Origin of the sequence: Pseudoalteromonas distincta (assembly GCF_000814675.1) — a bacterium.
GTDB lineage: Bacteria > Pseudomonadota > Gammaproteobacteria > Enterobacterales > Alteromonadaceae > Pseudoalteromonas > Pseudoalteromonas distincta.
In genome coordinates this window covers 229200-250648 of record NZ_JWIG01000021.1, presented here as the reverse complement: position 1 = coordinate 250648, position 21449 = coordinate 229200, and the positions used below count along the sequence as shown (strand labels likewise).

Below are 21449 nucleotides of genomic sequence, written 5' to 3'. Positions count from 1 at the left end.
TAACTATTTTTTAGTCAAATTGGCTAACTAATAAAAATTAATAAATTTTATTTATCGATACGATAAAAAACTCTCACTTTCCTCAATTCAAATTTAGCGCTATTTATTCACATTACTGACATGAAGACTATTTACAGTAGTCACGTGGCTTTATTTTGATGTTAATTTGCACAGCATTTTGACGTTAAACATTTTAATTTTACCGACTATTGCGATAATAAAATCCTTGGTTGGTCTCAAACACTTTATGGAGTGGGTTGTGGGTAAGACATTTAGTTACGATGCGCTAGATGACGATTTTGTTGAAGACGAGTACGAAATGCTCGGCCGTAATCAACACGATAAGAACAAGCAAAAGGTTAAAAAGAAGTTGGAAGACTACCTTGAGCAAAAACGCTTGCGTAAAAATCTAGGCGAAGACGATTTAAGCGATTACACCGATTAAATTTCACTAGTATAAATAAAATACCAATTAATATTGAGAGTTTAAATGTGCAGTTATGTGTATGTTTAAGTTTCAATAGTATTGGCAATAAAGAGGCCTTGCGCCTCTTTATTACTTTTTAAAGCGTGCTTTTAGCCTGTGCTAAAGCTTTTTGAATTGTAAGTTCTAGCTTTTCGGGTTTAGTAAAAGGTGCATAACGTTTAATTGGCGTGCCATCTGCGGCAATTAAAAATTTAGTAAAATTCCACTTTATTTTACGTGTTAAAAAACCAGGTAAAGCCGATTTTAAATAACGAAAGACTGGGTGAGCATGCTTACCGTTTACATCTACTTTGGCCGCCATTAAAAAACTCACACCAAAATTAATTAAACATCCTTGCTCTATTTGTGTAGCGTCGCCGGGTTCTTGCTGACCAAATTGATTACACGGAAACCCTAAAATAACTAAACCTTGGCTGGCATATTTATTATGCAAAGCTTGAAGCGACTCGTATTGGTAGGTAAATCCACATTTACTTGCGGTATTAACAATAAGCACAACCTTACCTTCAAAATCACTAAAGTTAATAGGTTGACCCTGCAAGCTTGTTGCGCTTAATTGATGGAATTTGTGCATATTGGCGTCTTTTTTATTATTGTTATCGGTATTTTAACCTGAGTACAGTATTTCATAAAGTATAAAGAGCGCTCTAATTTAAAATCAGAAATAGCCCCATACCGGCAAGCGTTGTGTAATAAATATTATGTGTTTTATAGGCAACAATGATGGCGACTATCGCTGCGCTTAAATAAGGGTTTTGCCAGTTTAAGTTAATGCCATCTTCATTCAAAAACACGATAGGCACCCAAATTGCTGTAAGCACCGCAGGTGCGCTAAAGCTTAAAAATTGCTGCATTTTAGGACCTACTTTAAACGGTAAAGCGCGGTGTAAAAATAAATAACGCGTAAAAAATGTAATGCACGCCATGAGTAAAATAGTTGTCATCATGGCGTTGCTTCCTTTTTAGCGGTTAGCCTTGCTGTGCTATAACCTGCGGCCATTGCCAGCAGCGCTGAGCAAACAAGCCATAACTCAAATCCGGTACTTTTTAAAAGCGTTGCGCTAACGCCTGCTACAATTACCGTAACGAGTGAGGCCAAATTTTTGATTCCCGGAATAACCAATGCGATAAACGTGGCAGCAATCGCAAAGTCGAGCCCTAAATTAGTTAAGTCGGGCAGCATTGTGCCCGCTACAATGCCAATTAACGTCCAAATATTCCATGCAATATAAAAGCTAAAACCAGCGCTCAATGCGTATATTAAGCGTGTTTTTGTTCTGTATGCTTTTCGATGATGAGAAAACGCAAACAGCTCGTCGGTTAAAACAAAGCTCACCGGTAAGCGCCAACGCATAGGTTGATCAATCACCTTATGACGCACAGCTAAACCGTATAAAAAGTGCCGAGAGCTAATAATAAATGTTGTGAATAAAATTGTGAGCAATGGTGTGTTGCCCGCCATAAGTTCAATCGCAACAAGCTGTGCAGAGCCTGCAAAGACTAATAACGACATTGCTTGGGTTTCAAAGGCGCTAAAACCATTTTGAATCGCTAAAGAGCCGCATAAAATACCCCAAGGAACAACGGCTAAACACAGTGGTAGCATATCTAAAAAGCCTTTTAAAATAGCTTTTTTAACTGGTTGCATGATATTTACTCTCACGGCTTGTAGAATGGCTCATAAGGATACCTTAATATTATGATGTTAAAGTAGTTAACAAATTAAATAATACTGTTTTTTTAAGGATAGGCACAATGACGACGTTAAAAGTGTGGGATGGGTTTATTAGATGCTTTCATTGGTTTTTGGTTGTAAGTATTGCAGTGCTTTATTTTAGTATTGAAGAGGGCATGATTGAGCTTCACTTTGTCGCTGGTTTTTTTACTTTAGCACTTATAGTAACACGTTTAATATGGGGTGTTATTGGTAGCAAAACCGCGAGATTAAGTGGGTTACTGCACTCTCCTAGTGCTATTTTAAAGGCGCTAAAAACACCAAGCGACTCGTTAGGCCATTCAGCACCCGGTAGCTGTATGGTGATAGTGTTTTTTATATTAATCATAACGCAACTTGCAAGTGGCTTAATGAGCAGTGATGGTATTTTAACTGACGGGCCGCTTGCTCAATATGTGTCTAGCGATACGATTGATTTTGCCAATTGGCTACATGAGCTGAATTTTGACATTTTACTTTATGCTATTGGCTTGCATGTATTAGCTATTATTGTTTATAGAATAAAAGGCAAACCGCTAGTTAAGGCGATGATCACAGGCTCAAAAGAGTTAAAAGCGGATGACTCTGAGGCTAAAGTAACAAAAGCGTCTTGGCCTGCGTGGTTAATATTTATATCTTTATTGGTGTTGCTGGTATTTACGTGGGCGAAAGAGCCTTTAACTTATTTATTTAGTTAAAAACACATTAAACCAATCTTAAAGGGTTGGTTTTTGTTTTTGGTTACATTCTTTTGTTTGATTGTTATGCGGGGTCGAATTATAATCGCCGCATTGCTGGCAAACTAGCCGAAAGGTTAGGACGCAAAGTTTCCGGTCTAAGGCTTTTTAAAAGCTATGGTAGCGGGACTACTGCATAACGTGTTGTTATGTATCACTTGCCCTCAGTGTATTTTTTGTGTATCCATAGTGTATGGATAAGATTTTGTAACTCTTAAGGTGTTGCCGTGTTTATGCATACGTCGTTGGCCTGTGGAAAGTGGTCAACAATAGGTTGCTTAAATCATCATACCCAATTATTTATTGGTGATGTGGTGAGTGTAACCTTTTACGACATGCAAGGAGAGCTGGTTAGTTTATCATTTGATTACAAGATCACCTCGCTTGAGCAAGGTGAGCCTCACGCATGGCCACGTTTAGTTGCCGAGCATATTAATGTACATGTTCCTCTGGTTAGCGCAGGTAAAATGACCGAACAGGGTTTAATTGTAGCCTATAGAAATAATGAAATTTTTGCTTTGCAAAGCAGTGGTATATGTAAAGCACACGTCGACTTTCATTGTATTGCAAAATGCGATGAGCGTGTTGTTAATAACCTTGATACTTATGATTACGTGTACCCTGAAAATTGTGAAAACTATAATGCGGGTACAAAGGTATTGCAGCCAAAAACTGGGCATGTATATCAATGCAGGCCTTGGCCATTTAATGAGTTTTGCCGCACGAATGACGATAATAATTCTATGTTCGAACCCGGTGTAGGGCAAAGCTGGGCTATGGCTTGGCAGCAAATATAAAGCTTAAATTATCTTCCCAAAGGTATAGCGGTTTTAGTAATGAAGCGTTTACCGTTTTAGCCCATCCAACTATTGGATGGGCTTTTTTATTTTTATGATAAACTGCAAATCACATTATTTTTTTAATTGGTTTTGTTGTGTCTCGTCCTGACTTCTCTTTAAGTTTATTACCTAATTTCCCGATTGCTAAACAGCAAGCCCATACATTAAGTACTCATAATAAGATACGTACCGATAATTACTATTGGATGCGCGATGACGATCGCCAGGATGAGCAAGTACTTGCGCATTTACATGCTGAAAATGCGTACTGCGATGAACAGTTAGCTGCTATGAAGCCACTACAAAATACACTTTTTGAAGAGTTAAAAGCACGCATTGTAAAAGATGATAATTCGGTACCCGTTAAAGACGGGAAATACTGGTATCACTCAGAAGTTCGTGGTGATGATGAATACTCGCGTCATTATAGAAGTACGAGCATAAAGGCCGATAATAAAGAGCTTTTACTCGATGTGAATGTATTAGCTGAAGGATTTGAGTTTTTTGAGCTAGGAGAGGTCGCACTAAGCCCATGCGAGCAGCTTATGGCTTACTCTGAAGATACTGAAGGTCGTCGTATTTATAATGTTCGCTTTAAAAGCTTAGCGACCGGTGAAATGCTACCTGATGTACTTGAAAATACAGAAGGACAAGTTGTTTGGGCTAACGACAATAAAACCGTTTTTTATGTAAAAAAAGATTTAAAAACGCTATTAGGATACCAAGTATTTAGGCATGAGCTTGGCAGCGAGCAAAGCCAAGACGTAATGGTCTACGAAGAGCAAGACAGCAGCTTTTTTATGGGACTTGGTAAAAGCCGCGATGAAAGCTTAATTATTATTGATTTGGCATCGACAGAGACCAACGATACATGGGTGCTTGATGCTAATAAGCCCACTGGCGAATTTAAAGCATTAATGCCGCGTGAAGATGGCCACGAGTTTGACGTAGATAAGCTAGGTGATACATTTTATATTGTGACTAACTGGCAAGCTAAAAACTTTAGATTAATGACGGCAACAAACGAAACAATTGCTGATAAAACACAATGGTTTGAGCATACAGCTCACAGAGAAAATGTACTGCTTGAAGGTGTCGAGTTATTTAATGACTTTTTAGTATTGAGTGAACGCGAGCAAGGGCAAGCTCGATTTGTAGTTGTTAATAGGCAAGGGGATCGTATGGCACTTGAGTTTGCCGATCCTTGTTATTATGCTGCAATAGCAATGAACCCAGAGCCAGACACACGCACTGCGCGTATTTATTACTCAAGTTTAACAACACCAGGCTCTTTATATGATGTTGATTTAGCAACTGGCGAAAAAACACTACTTAAACAGCAAAAAGTACTCGGTAGTTTTAATGCCGATGACTATCAGTCTGAGCGATTAATGGTAACTGCTCGCGACGGAGTTAAAGTACCCGTATCAGTTGTGTATCGAAAAGACAGCTTTAAAAAAGATGGCTCAAATCCGTTATTTCAATACGGCTATGGTGCGTATGGCTATACGATTGATCCAAGTTTTTCAAGTTCATCGCTGAGCTTGCTCGATCGTGGTTTTGTTTATGTAATAGCACATGTTCGAGGCTCTGAAATGCTAGGTCGCGAGTGGTACGAACAAGGTAAAAAAGAGCATAAACAAAATAGCTTTAGTGACTTTATTGATGTGACAAAAGCGCTTGTTGCACAAGGCTATTGTGATAGCAGCAAGGTGTTTGCCTCAGGCGGCAGTGCAGGTGGTTTATTAATGGGGGCGGTTGTAAACCAAGCGCCAGAGTTATATTGCGGTGTTGGCTGTCATGTACCATTTTTAGACGTATTAACCACTATGCTTGATGAAAGTATTCCGCTCACAACAAATGAATATGATGAATGGGGTAATCCAAATGAGCCTCAGTTTTATGATGTAATTGAAGCTTACTCGCCGTATGACAATATTCGCGCCCAAAACTATCCGAACATACTCGTTACTACCGGTCTTCATGACTCACAAGTGCAGTATTGGGAGCCTATGAAGTGGGTTGCAAAAATGCGTGAACTTAAGACTGATAGTAATATTTTAGTATTTAAAACCGATATGGATGCAGGGCACGGCGGTGCATCAGGTCGCTTTAAAAGTTTAGAGGAAAAAGCACTCGAAATGGCCTTTTTTATTGCTTTATTAAATTAACTGCAAAATCGGAAAATTGTATTATCCTATATATAGAAGTTGATATATGTAAGGCGATTTATGTTTGGAGCACATGGTGAATTTCAAATTTGTTCACAGCCCCCTCAGATGTATTTAAAATTGAAAGGGAGCTTTAACAATGAAGGCATTATGCTGTTGACTAATGGCGTTGTTCAGGAGTTGAGCACTCATCCTGAAAATACGATTAAGTTTGTGGTTGTTAATTTAAAAGAATTTGAGCTGTTAACTTTGGATGGCCTTGATTCATTAGAGGCCTATTTTGCCGGTGTAAAAGAACGAGGCTATCAACGAGTTGATTATATAAACATTAATATCATAGCTAAAAATATGTTTGAAAAAGTATGGAAAAATAGCGATGTAGAAGTTAATTTTTATAAAGATACCGAAAGCTATTTATTAGTGCACCCAAATGACAGTTATATAAAACAGAACTGGTAACTAACATGAGTATTATAAACCGCTATTGAAGAGGGCTTATAATACTCTCTAAACACCCTTTATACCGCCGTGAAAGGTTTAAACACATATCGTTTTTCAGCCTTACTCTATAATCGCCACTGTCAGTAGGCATCAGTTCGCAAATAGCTTGTTTTCTTACCAGCGTTGAGCGATGAATACGAACAAACCCTTCTGGTTCTAGTTGTTGTTCAATATTTTTCATGGTTTCGCGATGTAGTACCGGCGTATTACCTTGGGTAAAATGCAGCTCTACATAGTTGCCCGCGCCATTAATCCAAATAATATCATTTATATCAATTAGCCTTACCTTACCTACATCTTTAACCACAATGTGTGATGATGGCTTTTCAGCTTGTGTGCTTTGCTGGTATTGGCGTTCGGCCGCACTTGCAATCGGGCAAAGGTGAATCAGCTTATCAAAGCATTTATCAATACGTGATGCAGTTGAATCTAATATTAAAAAATCTACAGCGCCAACTTCAAAGGCAAAACTCGCAAAATGTCCCGATTGAGCAATAATGACTAACTTCAGCTTTTTAGCAAGCTCAGTTAAATGCACTATTTGCATAGGGTCAGCTAGGTTGGTTAGTTCGTAAAACAGTACGTTGTATTGATCTGTGTCTATTTGATCTAATCTATTTGTTTGAAGAAAAGATTGAGATTCAAAGTGCCGGTGATCTTGCACACGCTTTGTTAAAAATGTTGCAAACTTAGTGTTACTAACAAAAGTTAATGCATGAAAAGAAGCGATCATTATTTTATATCTCTTGCTGTATATAATAATAAAGACCGTGCTTAGCGGAAAAACTGTTATGAAAAGTACAATATATTTATAAAATAATTGTGACGTACTGATTCATCCCATAAAAGCTGCTATTCGTACCAAAGACTACGCCTCATAAATAATGCCCGTAGAGTGTTTAAATAAATCCCCTTACTGTAATCCGCGAAGTAACCATTTAGTTACAAAAATAACAATTCAGGGGAATTATATGACATTAACTAACAAAGGTAGCGCGCGATTATTTAAAAAATCGTCGTTAACAGTTGCGCTAAGCAGCGCGATACTTGCAAGCTTTTCATTTCAAGGTGTTGCAGCAGAAGATGACGAAATAACTAAAATAGAACGCGTACAAGTTACAGGTTCTCGAATTAGCAAAGCGAAGCTTTCTCAACCAGCACCTATTGTAACAATTACAGCTGAAGATATCGCAAAAGGCGGCACCCCTGATTTGGGCAGTATTTTGGCTGAGTTGCCGTCGATAGGCGCAACAGACACATTAGTCGGTAATAATGATAGTAATGCAGCAGCAGGCGTTAGTTCTGCTGATTTAAGGCGTTTAGGTGCTGCAAGAACATTAGTATTAGTAAATGGTAAGCGCCATGTAGCAGGTGCACCCGGCTCATCACAAGTTGATTTAAATACTATACCTTCAGCACTAATAGAAAGAATTGAAATTATCACTGGTGGCGCATCTGCTATTTATGGCTCTGATGCGGTATCTGGGGTAGTTAATGTTATTTTAAAAGATAATTTTGATGGTTTGCAATTTAATGCCTCTGTTGGTAACTCAACGGAAGGGGTTGGTACTGAAAACCATAGCTTTAGTATTGTTGCAGGTACTGATATTGCTGGTGGTAAAGGTAATATAACATTCTTCGCTGGCCAAGATAGAGTACGCCAAGTTTTAGCCAATGATTTACGCCAAACAAATGCTTATGGCACAGTAGATAACCCATTAAATACTGGTGAAAATGATGGTATTCCAGATCGTTTAACAGTGCCTAATGTGCTTTCTGAAAGAATAAGTGAAAATGGCGTAATTAATCCATTTGGCGATAGTGGAAGTATTTATACTTTTAATAATGGTGGTAGAGCTGAGTTAATGCCAGCACGGGAAGCAAGCGGTAGCTTTGCCTTTGGTAATTTCCCTGATGGATGTGAGTTTTGTGCTAATACACAAGATTATGAAAACGTATTACCTGAGCTAGAAAAATTAACTCTTGGTTCTACATTAAATTATAACCTTACAGACAATCATACATTTTATAGTGACTTTAAATTTGTGCGTTCAGAAGTTGAGCAGCAATTTCAACCATCTTTTGAATTTGGCGGTATTTTCATTAACGTTGAAGATAATCCATACTTAGATAGTAATCTACGCCAACAGTTGCTTAGTGAAGGTACTACTAGCGTTGAAATGTCTAAATTTTTTGGTGAATTAGGAAACCGTAGCGCAGATAATAAACGTGAACTATTTCGCGTTGTAACTGGGCTTAAAGGGATCTTTACTTTAAGTGAGACGGACGTTGATTATGATTTTTATTATGTTTACGGCCAAACAGATAATCGCCGAAAAACGCTGAACGATTTAATTCCAGATAATTTGGTTGCTGCACTTGATGCAGTAATTGACCCAGCTACAGGTGAAGCTGCATGTCGTAGTCAAGTACCTAGCTTACAAGGTGAAGGATATACCGATCCTGCTAGTGTAAATGGTGATGCTTGTACACCATATAATGCTTTTGGTTTTGATCAGGCTTCAGCTGCGGCTAAAGATTATGTATCAGCAGATGTAACACGCACAGATACGATCACCCAGGAATTTATTGGAGGCAGCGTAACATTTGATACGGGTGAGTTTTTTGAGCTTCAGGGTGGCGCAATTGGTTTGGCTACCGGTTTTGAATACAGAGAAGAAACTTCAGAAAGCATTACTGATGAATTTACAAAAGCTGGGTTCTTATCAAACGCGGCTACACCTGATGCATACGGTGAATTTGATGTAACAGAAGCATTTATTGAAATCAACTTACCTCTATTAACTGATGTAGCATTTGCAAAAGAGTTAACTATTGATGCCGCTTACAGAACAGCTGATTATTCTCATGCAGGTAACGCTGATGCGTGGAAAGTTGGTTTATTGTATCGTCCTATTGATGATGTTCGTATACGTGGTACCTATGGCCAAGCTGTTCGTGCACCGAATATTACAGAGGCATTTGATCCACAATCACCAGGCTTTGCTAATATAGCAGACCCTTGTGATGCTGATCGCATTAACGATAATCCAAATCGTGTAGCTAACTGTGCAGCACTAAATATAGATTCAGGTTTTCAAGCTAACGACAACGTAAGTGTAGATCTTATTAGTGGTGGTAATCCTAATTTAGAATCTGAAACGTCAACGTCATTAACAGCAGGAATTGTTTGGACACCAAGCTTTTTTGAAAACTTTTCATTAACAGTTGATTACTATGATATTGAAATTGAAGACGCAATTTCTTTTATCGCAGCGCAAAGCGTGATTGATAACTGTGTTGATGCTGCAGGTGGGCCAGATGCTGCATTCTGTTCGCAAGTAGATCGTGATTCAGGTACTAATGATATTGCTCTAGTTCGTTCAGGGTATTTAAATGCAGCATCAATAACAACAAGAGGCATTGAAGCAGATTTTGATTACGATATGAGCCTTAGTGATTATTCATTAGAAGGTGATTTAAAGTTTAACTTATTTGTAAATCACCTGCTTGAGCTTGATGTTTTTGAATTCCAAAATCTTCCAGATACAGTAAATGTTGAAGACGGAGAAGTCGGAGACCCAGAATGGCAGGCTCGTTTTTCGGCTGTGTACAAGTATAACGACCTTACACTTAACTGGACTACTCGCTATACAGACCGCTCTGCGCGCTTTGATTTATCACCAGATGGAGATATCGAAGAGGATTTACAGCCTGGTTACGTCGGCTCTATTATAACGCATGACATTTCAGCAAGTTATAACGTACTTGATAATGCACGTGTAGATTTTGGCCTTCGCAATGTTACTGATAAGTTACCTCCAGCATATATTTCTGCTAGTGGTGGTAATGAAGCTATTTATGATGCTGTCGGTCGACGTTTTTTTGCTAATTTTAGTATTAACTTTTAATTTTAGTGAGCATAGCTCACTAAAATAATTAGCTAGATTTACGTTGTGCATCTTAAGCAAGGAAAGGTGCATAACGTCAAATCTCCCCTGCTTTTGATTATTTTGCCAGGGGCGGTTAATTCGCCCCTATCTATACAAGCTGTCATTCAAAAATGATTATTTTAGTAAGTCAGACTACTAATTGATTGCACCAAAAAAATTACCCATCTAAATAACCGCATGCTACGACCCTACCTTTTAATTAAATTCCTTTATTTAGGCCATAACAGAATATCTAATAGTGTAGCCAAAATTAATTTTTACTCTAAATTTAGAAGAAAAGAAGCCATAAATTAGTATTTATTATGGCTTCTTCTATTCAGAGTAAATAGACTTTCTTGGATAAAAATATGTGGCGAAAATCCTGATAAGATTCTTACTCACGAAGCTACTAGGCTGGAAAGGCTAAAATTGAATAAGAGTATTGCCGTAGTCTATATTACGTTTATTCAATGATATGAAACTAATGTGCTACTTATAGCGGTATATGAGCATTACACCCACTTAAACCCAAAACAACGCCACTGGTAACAGGGGCGTTGTTTAGTATTGGGAGGAGGCTAATATAGTAACCGAATCGCTTGATTATTTAACGATTTATCCCTATTTGTGGCCCTCTTCATTGAGGGCTTTTTTTTGCTGGTTTAGTCTAAGTAAGCCTTTAGCATCCAAACCAGTTTTTCTTGCTCTGAGATGTAATCGCTCATTAGTGAGGCTGTACCTTCATCGTCTGCATCACCAGCTTGGCTTAAAATATCACGCTGCATGTGAATTAATGTGCTGTAACCAGCAAGTAGGTTTTCTACGGCTGTAACACCATCACTAATACCTTTAGCTTCTTTAATTTTACTTACTTCAAGGTAATCAGAAAATGCATGTAGTGGTGCGCCATCTAACGTTAAAATACGTTCTGCAACTTCATCTACTTTGAGAAGTAGTAAGTTATAAATTTCTTCAAACTTAACGTGTAGTTCAAAAAAGTTACGGCCTTTAATATTCCAGTGAAAGCCACGCGCGTTCATGTATTGAATCTGGTAGCTACTCAATAATGTATTGAGTGACTTTATGATGTCTTCGCTTTTTGCGCTGTTTAGACCAATTGCGTTTACATGTGACATAACTTGCTCCTGAATAACCGTTTGTTTGTGAACTTGTGATAAGTATTACTAATTTCGATAAATTAGTAAAATCGTTTAAATGTATCTAGTTAATAGTTTTAACCTATTAGCTGTTTTTGATACCTGTATTCACTTTAGACTATTAATAGAAATGGGACTGATTAATAAAAATACTACCCCTCAAAAATAAATAAAACCCAGAAGTATATAAATCATGATCTAAAACAAACTTTATTTAAGGTAATAACTTAGCTATTTTTTTATTGATGTAGGTCAAAAATCATCCACCCTAACGGCGCATAATAATGTTGTCGAAATAATTAGGAGAGATAACATGCATGCAAAAACAGCGAAACAAAATAAAGCAGAGTTAATCGTGGTAGGAATTGCAGTCATCGCATTTGTGCTTGGGCTAGTAGCGCACTTAGCAGGAGCAAGCTTTGCAAACTCAGATTTTTTTGGTTACATTGCGGCGCCCATTCCGCTGATACTGGCTGTGATATTTTTAATTAGTTATAAAATAGCAGCCAATGCTGAGGATTAATCTTTCTCGTTTAAGCACTTTAAAATGTAATCGAGTACTTGGCGCGAGTAAATCATACTGGTATGGCTTAAATGAAACACTTTGTGTTCGGCCATACCTTTAAGTTTGGTTTCATCTAGTAATACGGTGCCATCTGACTGGCTACCTTTGACTATTAAAGGCATAAGCCCAATAGGTAAATCGCCTGCGATACTATAAAGCTTAGCTTTAAAAGGCCAATTACCATTTTTAGTAAGCAAAAATTCAACACTATTTTTTAAAAATGATTCAAACCCTTTTTGCTTCATTTTTTGCGCTATATGGCTGCCTTTATGTGGAGTACCCAGTGTAATTACCTTCGTAATATTCTGGCTAGCAGGAGAGTTTGCCTCTAGATAAGCACGTGCAATCAGCCCTCCCATTGAGTGGCATACAAGCGCTGCAGGTTCGTTAGAAATACACTCATCAATTTGTGCAAATATGGTATCGCGGTGAGGGTCGAGCGTATTGTAGGTAATGTTTAATACCGTCATACCCGACTCTTCAAGTCGTGAACAAAGTGGGCGCATAACAAAGCCAGACATATACAAGCCATGTAAAACAATAACGTGTTTAACTTTCATATGCTCCCTAATACCAATTTTATTAAAAACATGATCATTCTAGCGTATTAAATAATCCGCTACCTGCGTTAAAAATTATTTATATAGAACAACTATATGTCATAATTTTCGCCTTGTTATCGACTTATTTATTTGTCGCTATAATAGATAACTAATTTAATGCAATTGGTATAACTACCGTAATTACATTAACTGTAGCGGTTTTATTTCAATATTGGTTGTATCGGTATTTACCCATACTTCACCATCTTGAATGGTAATGGCGAGCTTAATTCCACGATCAACCAAAGCAGCAAGTGCTTGTGTTGCTGCGTAATCAAGGCTAAAAATACTTAGATTTTTAAATTCATACAATTTAGGTTGATGTTTTTGCCACCAAATTGCTTGATTGTTTTCACCATAAGTATACAGCACCACTTTTTTAGATTTATTACAGGCTTTTTTAAGGCGTTTTTCATCTGGTAAGCCAAGTTCAACCCATAGTTCTATTTCTTCACTATAGCTTACATGCCAAAGTTCAGGCTCATCATCAGCACTTAATCCTTTAGTAAATTCTAAACCATCACAGCTATTTAGCGCAAAAGCGAGTAAGCGAATCATCAACCGTTGGTCGGTTTCTGATGGGTGTTGAGCCAAGGTTAAATTAAAATCTTGATAAACGTGGCGGTCCATATCGCTAAGCGATAACTGCACTTTCATAATGGTGGATTTAAGAGCCATAACAACTAATCTGAAAAAATTTGCGCCAGTATAGCGCAATTAAATGAATTGCCAGTTAAAATAGCGGTTAATTATACGTTAGGAGTTAAAAATGGCTATCCAGTGGTTCCCTGGACGCTTGAATTAACTTCCGCAGCACTCCGCAGTTATATTAAAAGCCTAATAAAAACATGGTTGCAACCTGTTTTTATTCCGGGTTTGTCCAGTCTTATCTTGTTACTTCTACTATTTTTAGTACCCACGTTAGTACCCATGAGGTTGTATTTTATATATACTAGCCTTAATCATCACTGTGGAGCTTATTATGGCCAGGCCTGTAGTTCGTCTAACGGATAAAAAAATAAAATCAATTACTAGTACAGGCAAAGAGCAAACGCTTTCTGATGGTGGCGGTCTTCAACTGCGGGTTTTACCTAGTGGGACTAAATCTTGGCAGTTTAAGTTTAAAAACCCAGTTAGCGGAAAGTTTAATAGGATGCCTTTAGGTTTATACCCTGCTTTATCACTTGCTAATGCCCGTATTAGAGCACTTGAATGCCAAGAGCAACTGGTGCAAGGCATTAATCCAAAAGCTCAAGAACAGAATAAAAAACAAGCTGAAAAACAAAAGGCTGAAAATACATTAATTGTTGCTGCGCAGCATTGGTTTGAAATCAAGAAAACTAAAGTTACGTCAGCTCATGCACAAAGGGTATGGCGAACTTTGGAGATTTATATATTTCCAAAGATGGGAGATTTACCTTTAGAAGCTATAAATAGACGTAATACATACGATTTGATAAGACCTATAGAGATAGATGGAAAGCTCTCGACTGTAAAGCGTATTTGCGAAAGTTTGGGTCAAATTATGGATCACTATGTAAATATTGTTGTTCTTGATGTCAATCGATTAGCAAAAATCGGAAATATGTTTGCTAAAAAGAAAGAGCAACATATGGCGACGATTAAACCTGAAGAGCTTCCTGATTTTTTAATAGCTTTAAATAGCTCTAAAACCATACAAAACCAAACTAAGTTATTAATTTTGTGGCAACTACACACTATAGCTCGCTCAAAAGAAGCAGCTAGAACCAGGTGGGCTGATATTAATATCGAAGAAGCCGTTTGGGTTATTCCGGCAAAAGAGATGAAACGCAGGAGAATTCACCGAGTCCCCTTAACCCCAAGCACTTTAGCAATACTAGAGCAAATGAAGCCTCTAAGCGGTCACCATGAATATGTATTTCCAAATAAACGTAACATACAAAGCCATGCAAGCACCTATACGGTCAATAATGCTATAAAGAAAAGCTTGGGTTATAAAGATAAGCTGATGGCTCATGGTATGCGCTCCATAGCCTCTACTGCACTACATGAACACGGATATGATTCATTACTTATTGAGGCCTGCTTAGCTCATAATGATGAAAATAAAACAAGAGCTGCATACATGCGCTCAGACTTTTTAGAGCAACGCAGACCAATAATGAATTGGTGGAGTGAGTTGATAGAAAGCTTTAGTTAGTGGGGCAATCAAAGCTTGACTTAAATTGCATCTGCAAATACATTTGATGCGTGATTAGCTTTGCTACCACTTGAGGTAACTCGGTGTGATGTTTCGTCCACTTATTAAGGTAGTTTGAGTAAATGAATACACAGGCCTTCGGCCGAAAAAACGTAATCACAAAGTGAGGGGCTATACAATATAGCCCCCTCTGCTTTTAATTAAGATTTGTGTTGTGAAACCCAAGCCATTAATCCCAAAGAGCTGCCTACATTTGATTGGTGAATAGCTGCACGTAACTTACGTTTAACTTTTCTTGAGACTTGAATATTTTTCTTTCCAAGTGATACACCTGTTATAATTCTATTTCCTTGATAAGCAAAATCGTACTTAGTTTTTTTTGGGTGCAGAGCTAGATTGCTCTGGATAAGTATTTCTTCTACATTTAGTTTTATTCTTTCTAAAATACTCAAATATATTTCTTTTAATTCATAACGTTCTTTTCTGTATAATACAGAACTGGAAAGTCCAGGACGAAAACCATTTACATTCAACCTGTCTTTAGATAAGGAAATACTGATAGTAATATCATCAGCATAGCGAGTATGTGAGTAGCTTTCAATCTCACCTTTAGCTACTAAATTATAAAGCATCCCATTTATTTTTGCGTCAACATAGATCATTGCGATATTTGAAATTATTGGGCTGGTAGGGAGTCCTTGGGGTAAGCGATCTTCAATAAAGCATACATCTAGTATCCTTTCAGGTAAGAAGTTTCTAAGGTGATTTACAGTTATATTAGGAAAAAAATCTTGTATATCTAATTGAATACCTACATTGAATCCTAGATGGCATTTTGAATTTGAAACAGCTCCACGACCTTTCACAAAGCCATGACTTATATCAACAATTTTGGATGATTCGAAAATAGAGTCTAAAGCTGGGATTAATTTCTTAAAATACTTTTTCCCCTCTTCGTTTGGAACAAATATATCCCTTGATTTTACTCCTTTTTTTAAAATAACTTTCTTGGCTTCAAGTCTTGATTTGTTACCATTAAGGTAGTAGCAAAATTTATTGCTACCTTCGCTCACCCATTCTCCCATTAAATTTGCTCCAAATTGATCGCTTGACTAATATGAGTGTAAAAGGAGTAGTTATGAATGGTGCAAAAAGTAGTTGTGGCTGATGAGTAAATTGTTTTCATTCCATCGATAAAGTTTAAACTCACACCCTTTTTAATAAACATACTTAATAAAAGTAAATTTCTCACTATGTTCGAATTTATGTCGTAGGTAAAGATATAGTAGCGTAAGGTTCCATTTCTTAAACGTTGATGGACGATAATCTCACATGTAGCTAAAGGTTTTGTAGCCCCAAATTTGACAACTACCTTATTCCTTAAGTCTTTAGCTCTTACTATTTTTTCGCAATCGCGTTTAATACTGTTCCAATAAGATAAAAATTTGGCATGCGTATTCTGTTTTGGCTTTTGTTTCTCATCATCATAAAGCCAAGAAGCTCCTTCACCACCAAATGTTGTGGTAATGCCAGCCTGCCATGCGTCCCATGCCATTGAACTCATTTATTTGCACCTTTTATATTTAAAGCTTACCAAGTTGAGCCCTAGCTCGAAGGACCCTCTAGCGTATAATCTTAGTAATTCTTTCTATGTTATTGATGCGAAATAAATTTGTAAAGAACAAAGGTTTAAAAGTTTTAACTTGCACATGCTATACACTGAGGTCTTTTTAATATTAGATTACCAGATATGTTAAGTACTTTAATATAAAGGTTTATAATCGCTAATGATTTTATTCAGTGCTTTTTTTTCTGTAGTATTTAGTTTTTTAGCGTAGCTTGCTAGTTTCTTCTGGTTGGCTTTGGTTAAACCAAAGGAGCTATTATTCTTTTGGCGAAGTATTTTTTGTTTGTGTGCGTTGTATAATGAGGTAGTTAATTCATCTGTTGTTGAAAGTTTATCTCTTTTTAAACTAACAAAAACTCTATTTATTTTCAATGTGTTAGAGTGGAGTGGCACGTCCGGGTAAATATTTATACTGCCTATTGTAAATCTTATACCGTTATATTTTCTTTCTACATATCCCATGATTGCGCTATTAGGGTAAGGATTAACTTTGTAATGTGCATATTGATCGTAGTTCAATGATTCTAATGAGGCTTTTTTAAGAGTAGCTTTGCCTTCGTTTTTTAATTCTAGATAATGCGAATATAACTCTAAAAAAGGTGCTTTATTTGTGACCTCAGAGTTGTTTTCTGTGTTCAGGTCGAGGAAGGGCACATTTCTCGTTGTAATATTTACGGTATTATTGTGATTAGGAACTTTCTTTTTAGAAAAGAATTTACTAACTAGAGTAATACTTGTTAGTGGTGCAACGAAACGCTCTAAATAGTGACCGTTTAAAAACTTCCAATTACTTATCAACGCAATAACAGACCAATAAATTGTCTCATTATCAATAGGTTTTATGAAGTTTATAGTATCCTTTTGTTCTATAGCCGTATCTATTTTTTCTGTTAGATAACGCCAAACCCAGCTACATGTTTCTTCATCTTTTATATCTAACCAAGGAAGTCGGCTTTTACCTGTTACAAACTGTGAATAGCTTTGCTTCATAGTCAGTAAGTAGTCTTGTTTAACTCCTTCGCTGCAAAGTGTAGCATCAAAAATTCTAATGATTAGAGGGTAAATCTCTTTAACGTTACAAGCAAAATCTCGAAAGTACTTATTTGGGAGGGCGTAGTAATAGCGTTTAGGAGGGTTAAATTTCAAGTAAAAAAATACCCAGCATAACTGTTTTGGCTCACTATCTGACAGCCAATTGAAACTCTCAATAGGTAGCATATTTGCAAAGTAACTCTTCATTAACTTTCTCAATTCATACTTGAGACGCCACCCTGTTTCATTAATGGATTCATTTTCCCAACACTGAATAATATAGCGAGCTTCTTTAATGTTTTTAGGGGGTTGACTTACCTGAAACAACTCAGTGTGATGAATATATTCAACTAACCAATACAGTGATCTTTCATCATTTTTGAATGTGTCTAGCCATGACATTTTTTGTAATTCCTTATCAAGTGAAGTTCATTTATAGCATAACTAAAGCGTAATTTATAAGTGATTTATTCATAAAGAATAAAGCTATATATAGTAAAAAAAACGTAACTAAAATGCTTTGTATGATCTTATTTTTACTGGGGTAAGAGATGTTTTGGTGTTTATTTTCTTAGTTTTTATTTTATGATCTATCGCATGCTAGTTTTGAAAAAGCAAATATTAAGCTTTGTAGGCAGATGAATTGATCCCACATCGGTACTACTTTTCTCTTTTTTCTTTCTGTTAAATTCAACTCAACAGCCTATGGTTTTTTGATTCATACCACACAAATCTGATGGGTTGTTTTTCTGTATAGGTAATATATACACAGCACTACCTTGTCAAACATATAAAGCAATAATGGATAAATAATTACTAAGGAGACACCTCTTATGTGACTAACTAAAATCAAGAGGAAAATAATGAATATACGTCATCCAGTTAATAGGAACTTAGTGATAAATAAACGGGGTTTCTACAAAAATATTCCTGTATGGAATAAGGGCGATTTGATACAAAATTATTTAATATCTATTGAGCAGGTTCTAACTCAAAGCCTGAATGAGCACCCTAGGACTTTAGCTATTAGGTTCGATTTAAGATTTCCAGTTAGCTTTGGGATTATTGATCAAGTTGCAAGCTTAAAAACATCACATATATCAAGCTTTTTTAAGAATTTTGATCTAGAAATAAAGCGTGACATTAAAGATAAAATTAAAAGAAACGGTAATGCTCACCATAGTAGTTTGAGATACATATGGGTTAAAGAGCAAGATAGCTCTTGCATGCCCCATTATCATGTTGCGATTTTTCTGAATAAAGACACTTATTATGGTTTAGGTAATTATCAAGGTAATGGTGATAATATGGCTTCTCGTATAATAAGGGCCTGGGCCAAGTCTATAGGGATTGAAACCTATGATGCGGGTAAGTGTTTAGAATTTCCTGATAATCATACATACAGGCTTAATAGGAACAGTGAAAACTTTGCAGAGGATTTTGAACAGCTATTCTTTAGAGTTAGTTATTTTGCAAAAGTTGATACAAAAGCTTTTGGTAGTAAAGATAATTACTTTGGTTGCAGCAGAAGGTAATCAACTTCCCATTAAGCTACTTAACAGTGTTTTGAGACCTTCAACTAGCTAAATATGCTTAAACCCTTAGTATATAAGGGGTGGCAAGTTCTCATAATACCATTATGAGAACCTAAAAAATAAATGGTGTTATCACACTTTAAAAGAGTGCTCATATTGAGCACTCGTATTTAACTAATCAAACAAACTAGCAATGCCAGCAACTAATCCACCAGCTACCGCCAAAGGGATTGTAACAGGCGCAGAGGCAACGCCTGCACCAATTACTATTGCGCCAGATGTAAGCGCTCCAGCGGCTGCACCGGAGCCTATAGCCACAGCTGTTCTGCTTACGCTAGCATCAATACTGCCAGTTATCTGTTTAGATAGCTCATTACCAACCAAGCCGCACGAAACAGCTTTATCTAAAGACATAATACCTTCCTTTTAGTTAAGTAAAACAAGCGCCAGAATGACGCTAATAAGGGTTATAGCTCTAGTTCTTCAAAGTCTTTGTCTATTTCCTCCTGTGTTATGCCTATATAACGAAGTGTTGTTGCTTCGGAGCTATGGCGAAGCATTTTCATTACTCGGGCGATGTCGTGGGTTTTCTGATACAAGTGATAACCGCGTGTTTTACGCATTGAGTGAGTACCTAAATGAATATTTAGTTCTTCACCAACTAGCGCAAATGCTTTAGTAACCGCTCTACGCGATAGTGGTTTAGGCTTTGAGTTAATTGCTTGTTGATTTCGGTATGATTGAAATAAGTAGATGTGGTGTGGATGAGTAAGCTTAATTTCGTTGATTAAGGTAAGCGCCTTATCATTTAGCTTTATTTCAGCTAATTTCGAGGTCTTTGACTCGTAAATAATTAACCTATCGTTGTTTATGTCAGTGAACTTCACTGCAAGTAAGTCAGATATTCTAAGCGCGAGATTTAAGCCAATATTCCATATTTGACTCATTTGCCTTGAGCAGCGCTTTTCTAGTAAATAGCTAACGAGCCTTACTGTATCAAGATTTTTAACTGCTTGTACTTCAGCCATAAAAACCTCCCTTTATTCAGTTGTAACCATAACCTGATAACAACCTGTGTTGTAGTACTCAACAAAGTTTGAAATAAACAAGGCTAACAACTCTTCACCTTCCCTAGCATTCAACCAACCAGCTAAAAAGTGATAAACCTGCTTAATGCTAAAGCACACATCAATTTCTTTTATCAGTTCAGGGGTATAACGGCCCTGATACGAAAAGTCAGTAATATAAACAAGCTGCCAGCTGGTGGCCTGCTTTTCTAACTTAACCTCTACAGAGTGAAAGCCTCCAGCTTCAGGGCTGTAATCTGGATCTCTAAAGTTAAGCGTCACCGCCTTGGCTTCCCCTACAAAATCACTTCGATTAGTAATTGCACTTACAATCACACTAATAAAAGAGTCAGGCACTTTTAAGCCTGATACTTGCTCTATTTTTAACGCCATATCTAATCCCTTTTAAATTAATCCATGTTCAGCAAATGAATACGTGCTTTCGCCAATGATGATGTGATCAAGCACAGATACATCAATTAGGTTTAAAGCTTGCTGTAATTTGGTAGTAATCAGCTTGTCCGCTTGAGATGGGGTAGTAATGCCTGAAGGGTGGTTATGCGCCAATATAACGGATGCAGCATTAAGCTCCAGCACCTCTTTAACAACTTCTCTAGGATAAACGCTAGCAGCGTTAATAGTGCCTCTAAATAGCTCTTTAAACTCCAGTATGCGGTTCTGGCTATCTAAAAACAGGACGGCAAATACTTCATGTTCATGTATTGCGAGTTTATGTTTTAAGTACTCTTCGCAATCATTAGGGCTATTTAAAACGCCATCTCTAAACTGCTTCTTAGCGATTATGTATGCAGCAGCTTCAAGTATTTGCTCATCATTTACGGGGTGTTTAAATTCATATAACGACTGTTGACCTTGCATTGTAAATTCCTCTTAAGTGGTTCATGCAAGTTAGTGATGTATATGTGTAAGTTTTTTGTTTGAGGGCATAAAAAAATACTAACCCCGGAAAGGTTATGAACTAATAACCAACCGGAGAAATTTCATGCGTTTAATCAAATTAAAAGAAGTAATCGAAAAAACATCACTTGGCCGCTCAACAATTTATGAGTTTATGACTAAAGGCACATTTCCTAAGCAAGTATCGTTAGGTGCAAAATCTGTAGCCTGGCTTGAATCAGAAGTAGATGATTGGATAATGGACAGAATTGGTGAAAGGGAAGCGTAAGGATAGTAAAACTATTTATAAAGTGAAGCAGCAGATTGATAATATAGAATTTGTGGTAGTATTATTTGGATGATAAGTAAGTGAGATAAAGCCAATACGAGCTTTATCTCACTTA

24 protein-coding genes and 1 riboswitch are annotated in these 21449 nt (G+C 36.9%); of the genes, 10 read left to right on the top strand and 14 right to left on the bottom strand.

Annotated features, from left to right (window positions below; genetic code table 11):
* Positions 1 to 259: 259 nt before the first annotated feature.
* A complete protein-coding gene (locus QT16_RS13505; RefSeq protein ID WP_007579801.1) occupies positions 260 to 445 on the top strand; it encodes a PA3496 family putative envelope integrity protein in 186 nt (61 codons plus the stop codon).
* A gap of 118 nt (positions 446 to 563) precedes the next feature.
* On the opposite strand, the gene QT16_RS13500 is transcribed toward QT16_RS13505, so the two are convergent.
* From QT16_RS13500 to QT16_RS13490, 3 genes are all read right to left on the bottom strand, one after another.
* Positions 564 to 1061, bottom strand: coding sequence for a glutathione peroxidase (locus QT16_RS13500; protein ID WP_033030969.1), 498 nt, complete (start codon positions 1059 to 1061; stop codon positions 564 to 566).
* Between the two features lie 73 nt (positions 1062 to 1134).
* The gene (locus QT16_RS13495) at positions 1135 to 1434 is read right to left on the bottom strand and encodes an AzlD domain-containing protein (RefSeq protein ID WP_004335020.1); all 300 of its coding nucleotides are present in this window, start codon (positions 1432 to 1434) and stop codon (positions 1135 to 1137) included.
* Entirely contained in the window at positions 1431 to 2135 is a 705-nt protein-coding gene (locus tag QT16_RS13490) for an AzlC family ABC transporter permease (RefSeq protein WP_033030968.1), read from the bottom strand. The genes QT16_RS13495 and QT16_RS13490 overlap by 4 nt, the downstream gene beginning before the upstream one ends.
* A 107-nt stretch (positions 2136 to 2242) precedes the next feature.
* On the opposite strand from QT16_RS13490, the gene QT16_RS13485 reads away from it, so the two are divergent.
* The 4 genes from QT16_RS13485 (at position 2243) to QT16_RS13470 (ending at position 6407) form a co-directional block, all read left to right on the top strand.
* Positions 2243 to 2899: a cytochrome b/b6 domain-containing protein gene (locus QT16_RS13485; RefSeq protein WP_004335011.1), complete on the top strand. Its 657-nt coding sequence runs from the start codon at positions 2243 to 2245 to the stop codon at positions 2897 to 2899.
* Between the two features lie 88 nt (positions 2900 to 2987).
* Positions 2988 to 3075, top strand: a riboswitch (cyclic di-GMP riboswitch).
* A 96-nt stretch (positions 3076 to 3171) separates the two neighbouring features.
* Complete coding sequence (locus QT16_RS13480) at positions 3172 to 3735, top strand: hypothetical protein (RefSeq protein ID WP_004335009.1); 564 nt, start codon at positions 3172 to 3174, stop codon at positions 3733 to 3735.
* Between the two features lie 137 nt (positions 3736 to 3872).
* Entirely contained in the window at positions 3873 to 5948 is a 2076-nt protein-coding gene (locus QT16_RS13475; protein WP_004335005.1) for a S9 family peptidase, read from the top strand.
* Positions 5949 to 6008: 60 nt separating this feature from the next.
* Positions 6009 to 6407, top strand: a complete 399-nt coding sequence (locus tag QT16_RS13470; protein WP_033020977.1) for a hypothetical protein — start codon at positions 6009 to 6011, stop codon at positions 6405 to 6407.
* A 22-nt stretch (positions 6408 to 6429) separates the two neighbouring features.
* Here QT16_RS13470 and QT16_RS13465 read toward each other — a convergent pair whose 3' ends face one another.
* Positions 6430 to 7182, bottom strand: a complete 753-nt coding sequence (locus tag QT16_RS13465) for a LytR/AlgR family response regulator transcription factor (protein WP_024597141.1) — start codon at positions 7180 to 7182, stop codon at positions 6430 to 6432.
* Positions 7183 to 7420: 238 nt separating this feature from the next.
* Here QT16_RS13465 and QT16_RS13460 point away from each other — a divergent pair, with 238 nt between their 5' ends.
* Positions 7421 to 10360 (top strand): TonB-dependent receptor domain-containing protein, encoded by a 2940-nt coding sequence (locus tag QT16_RS13460; protein ID WP_039488711.1) that lies wholly within the window; start codon positions 7421 to 7423, stop codon positions 10358 to 10360.
* A gap of 683 nt (positions 10361 to 11043) precedes the next feature.
* Here QT16_RS13460 and QT16_RS13455 read toward each other — a convergent pair.
* Positions 11044 to 11517, bottom strand: coding sequence for a Dps family protein (locus tag QT16_RS13455; RefSeq protein ID WP_004334993.1), 474 nt, complete (start codon positions 11515 to 11517; stop codon positions 11044 to 11046).
* 334 nt (positions 11518 to 11851) lie between these two features.
* On the opposite strand from QT16_RS13455, the gene QT16_RS13450 reads away from it, so the two are divergent.
* Positions 11852 to 12061: a hypothetical protein gene (locus tag QT16_RS13450; protein WP_024597139.1), complete on the top strand. Its 210-nt coding sequence runs from the start codon at positions 11852 to 11854 to the stop codon at positions 12059 to 12061.
* Here QT16_RS13450 and QT16_RS13445 read toward each other — a convergent pair.
* Positions 12058 to 12663: an alpha/beta fold hydrolase gene (locus QT16_RS13445; protein ID WP_004334986.1), complete on the bottom strand. Its 606-nt coding sequence runs from the start codon at positions 12661 to 12663 to the stop codon at positions 12058 to 12060. The genes QT16_RS13450 and QT16_RS13445 overlap by 4 nt on opposite strands.
* 183 nt (positions 12664 to 12846) lie before the next feature.
* Entirely contained in the window at positions 12847 to 13383 is a 537-nt protein-coding gene (locus QT16_RS13440; protein ID WP_024593828.1) for a YaeQ family protein, read from the bottom strand.
* 304 nt (positions 13384 to 13687) lie between these two features.
* Between QT16_RS13440 and QT16_RS13435 the strand changes: the two genes are divergently transcribed.
* Positions 13688 to 14887: a tyrosine-type recombinase/integrase gene (locus QT16_RS13435; RefSeq protein WP_039488710.1), complete on the top strand. Its 1200-nt coding sequence runs from the start codon at positions 13688 to 13690 to the stop codon at positions 14885 to 14887.
* 200 nt (positions 14888 to 15087) lie between these two features.
* Here the strand turns inward: QT16_RS13435 and QT16_RS13430 are convergent, their stop codons facing one another.
* From QT16_RS13430 to QT16_RS13420, 3 genes are all read right to left on the bottom strand, one after another.
* Positions 15088 to 15972 carry a reverse transcriptase family protein gene (locus QT16_RS13430; RefSeq protein ID WP_039488709.1) on the bottom strand — a complete coding sequence of 295 codons (885 nt, stop codon included), beginning with the start codon at positions 15970 to 15972 and terminating at the stop codon, positions 15088 to 15090.
* A complete protein-coding gene (locus tag QT16_RS13425; RefSeq protein WP_039488708.1) occupies positions 15972 to 16451 on the bottom strand; it encodes a hypothetical protein in 480 nt (159 codons plus the stop codon). Before QT16_RS13425 ends, QT16_RS13430 begins: the two co-directional genes overlap by 1 nt.
* Before the next feature lie 198 nt (positions 16452 to 16649).
* On the bottom strand, positions 16650 to 17948 hold the full coding sequence (locus QT16_RS13420; protein ID WP_039488707.1) for a hypothetical protein: 1299 nt from the start codon (positions 17946 to 17948) through the stop codon (positions 16650 to 16652).
* A gap of 461 nt (positions 17949 to 18409) precedes the next feature.
* On the opposite strand from QT16_RS13420, the gene QT16_RS13415 reads away from it, so the two are divergent.
* Positions 18410 to 19081 (top strand): inovirus Gp2 family protein, encoded by a 672-nt coding sequence (locus QT16_RS13415; RefSeq protein ID WP_039488706.1) that lies wholly within the window; start codon positions 18410 to 18412, stop codon positions 19079 to 19081.
* Between the two features lie 174 nt (positions 19082 to 19255).
* Here QT16_RS13415 and QT16_RS13410 read toward each other — a convergent pair whose 3' ends face one another.
* The 4 genes from QT16_RS13410 to radC are packed head-to-tail and all read right to left on the bottom strand — an operon-like array spanning position 19256 to position 21027.
* Positions 19256 to 19495, bottom strand: a complete 240-nt coding sequence (locus QT16_RS13410) for a hypothetical protein (RefSeq protein WP_039488705.1) — start codon at positions 19493 to 19495, stop codon at positions 19256 to 19258.
* Between the two features lie 53 nt (positions 19496 to 19548).
* Positions 19549 to 20109 carry a tyrosine-type recombinase/integrase gene (locus QT16_RS13405; RefSeq protein WP_039488704.1) on the bottom strand — a complete coding sequence of 187 codons (561 nt, stop codon included), beginning with the start codon at positions 20107 to 20109 and terminating at the stop codon, positions 19549 to 19551.
* 12 nt (positions 20110 to 20121) lie between these two features.
* Positions 20122 to 20541 carry a DUF2787 family protein gene (locus tag QT16_RS13400; RefSeq protein ID WP_039488703.1) on the bottom strand — a complete coding sequence of 140 codons (420 nt, stop codon included), beginning with the start codon at positions 20539 to 20541 and terminating at the stop codon, positions 20122 to 20124.
* A 12-nt stretch (positions 20542 to 20553) separates the two neighbouring features.
* A complete protein-coding gene (radC, locus tag QT16_RS13395; RefSeq protein WP_039488702.1) occupies positions 20554 to 21027 on the bottom strand; it encodes a RadC family protein in 474 nt (157 codons plus the stop codon).
* 124 nt (positions 21028 to 21151) lie between these two features.
* Between radC and QT16_RS13390 the strand changes: the two genes are divergently transcribed.
* Positions 21152 to 21334 carry an AlpA family transcriptional regulator gene (locus QT16_RS13390; RefSeq protein ID WP_039488701.1) on the top strand — a complete coding sequence of 61 codons (183 nt, stop codon included), beginning with the start codon at positions 21152 to 21154 and terminating at the stop codon, positions 21332 to 21334.
* Positions 21335 to 21449 lie beyond the last annotated feature (115 nt).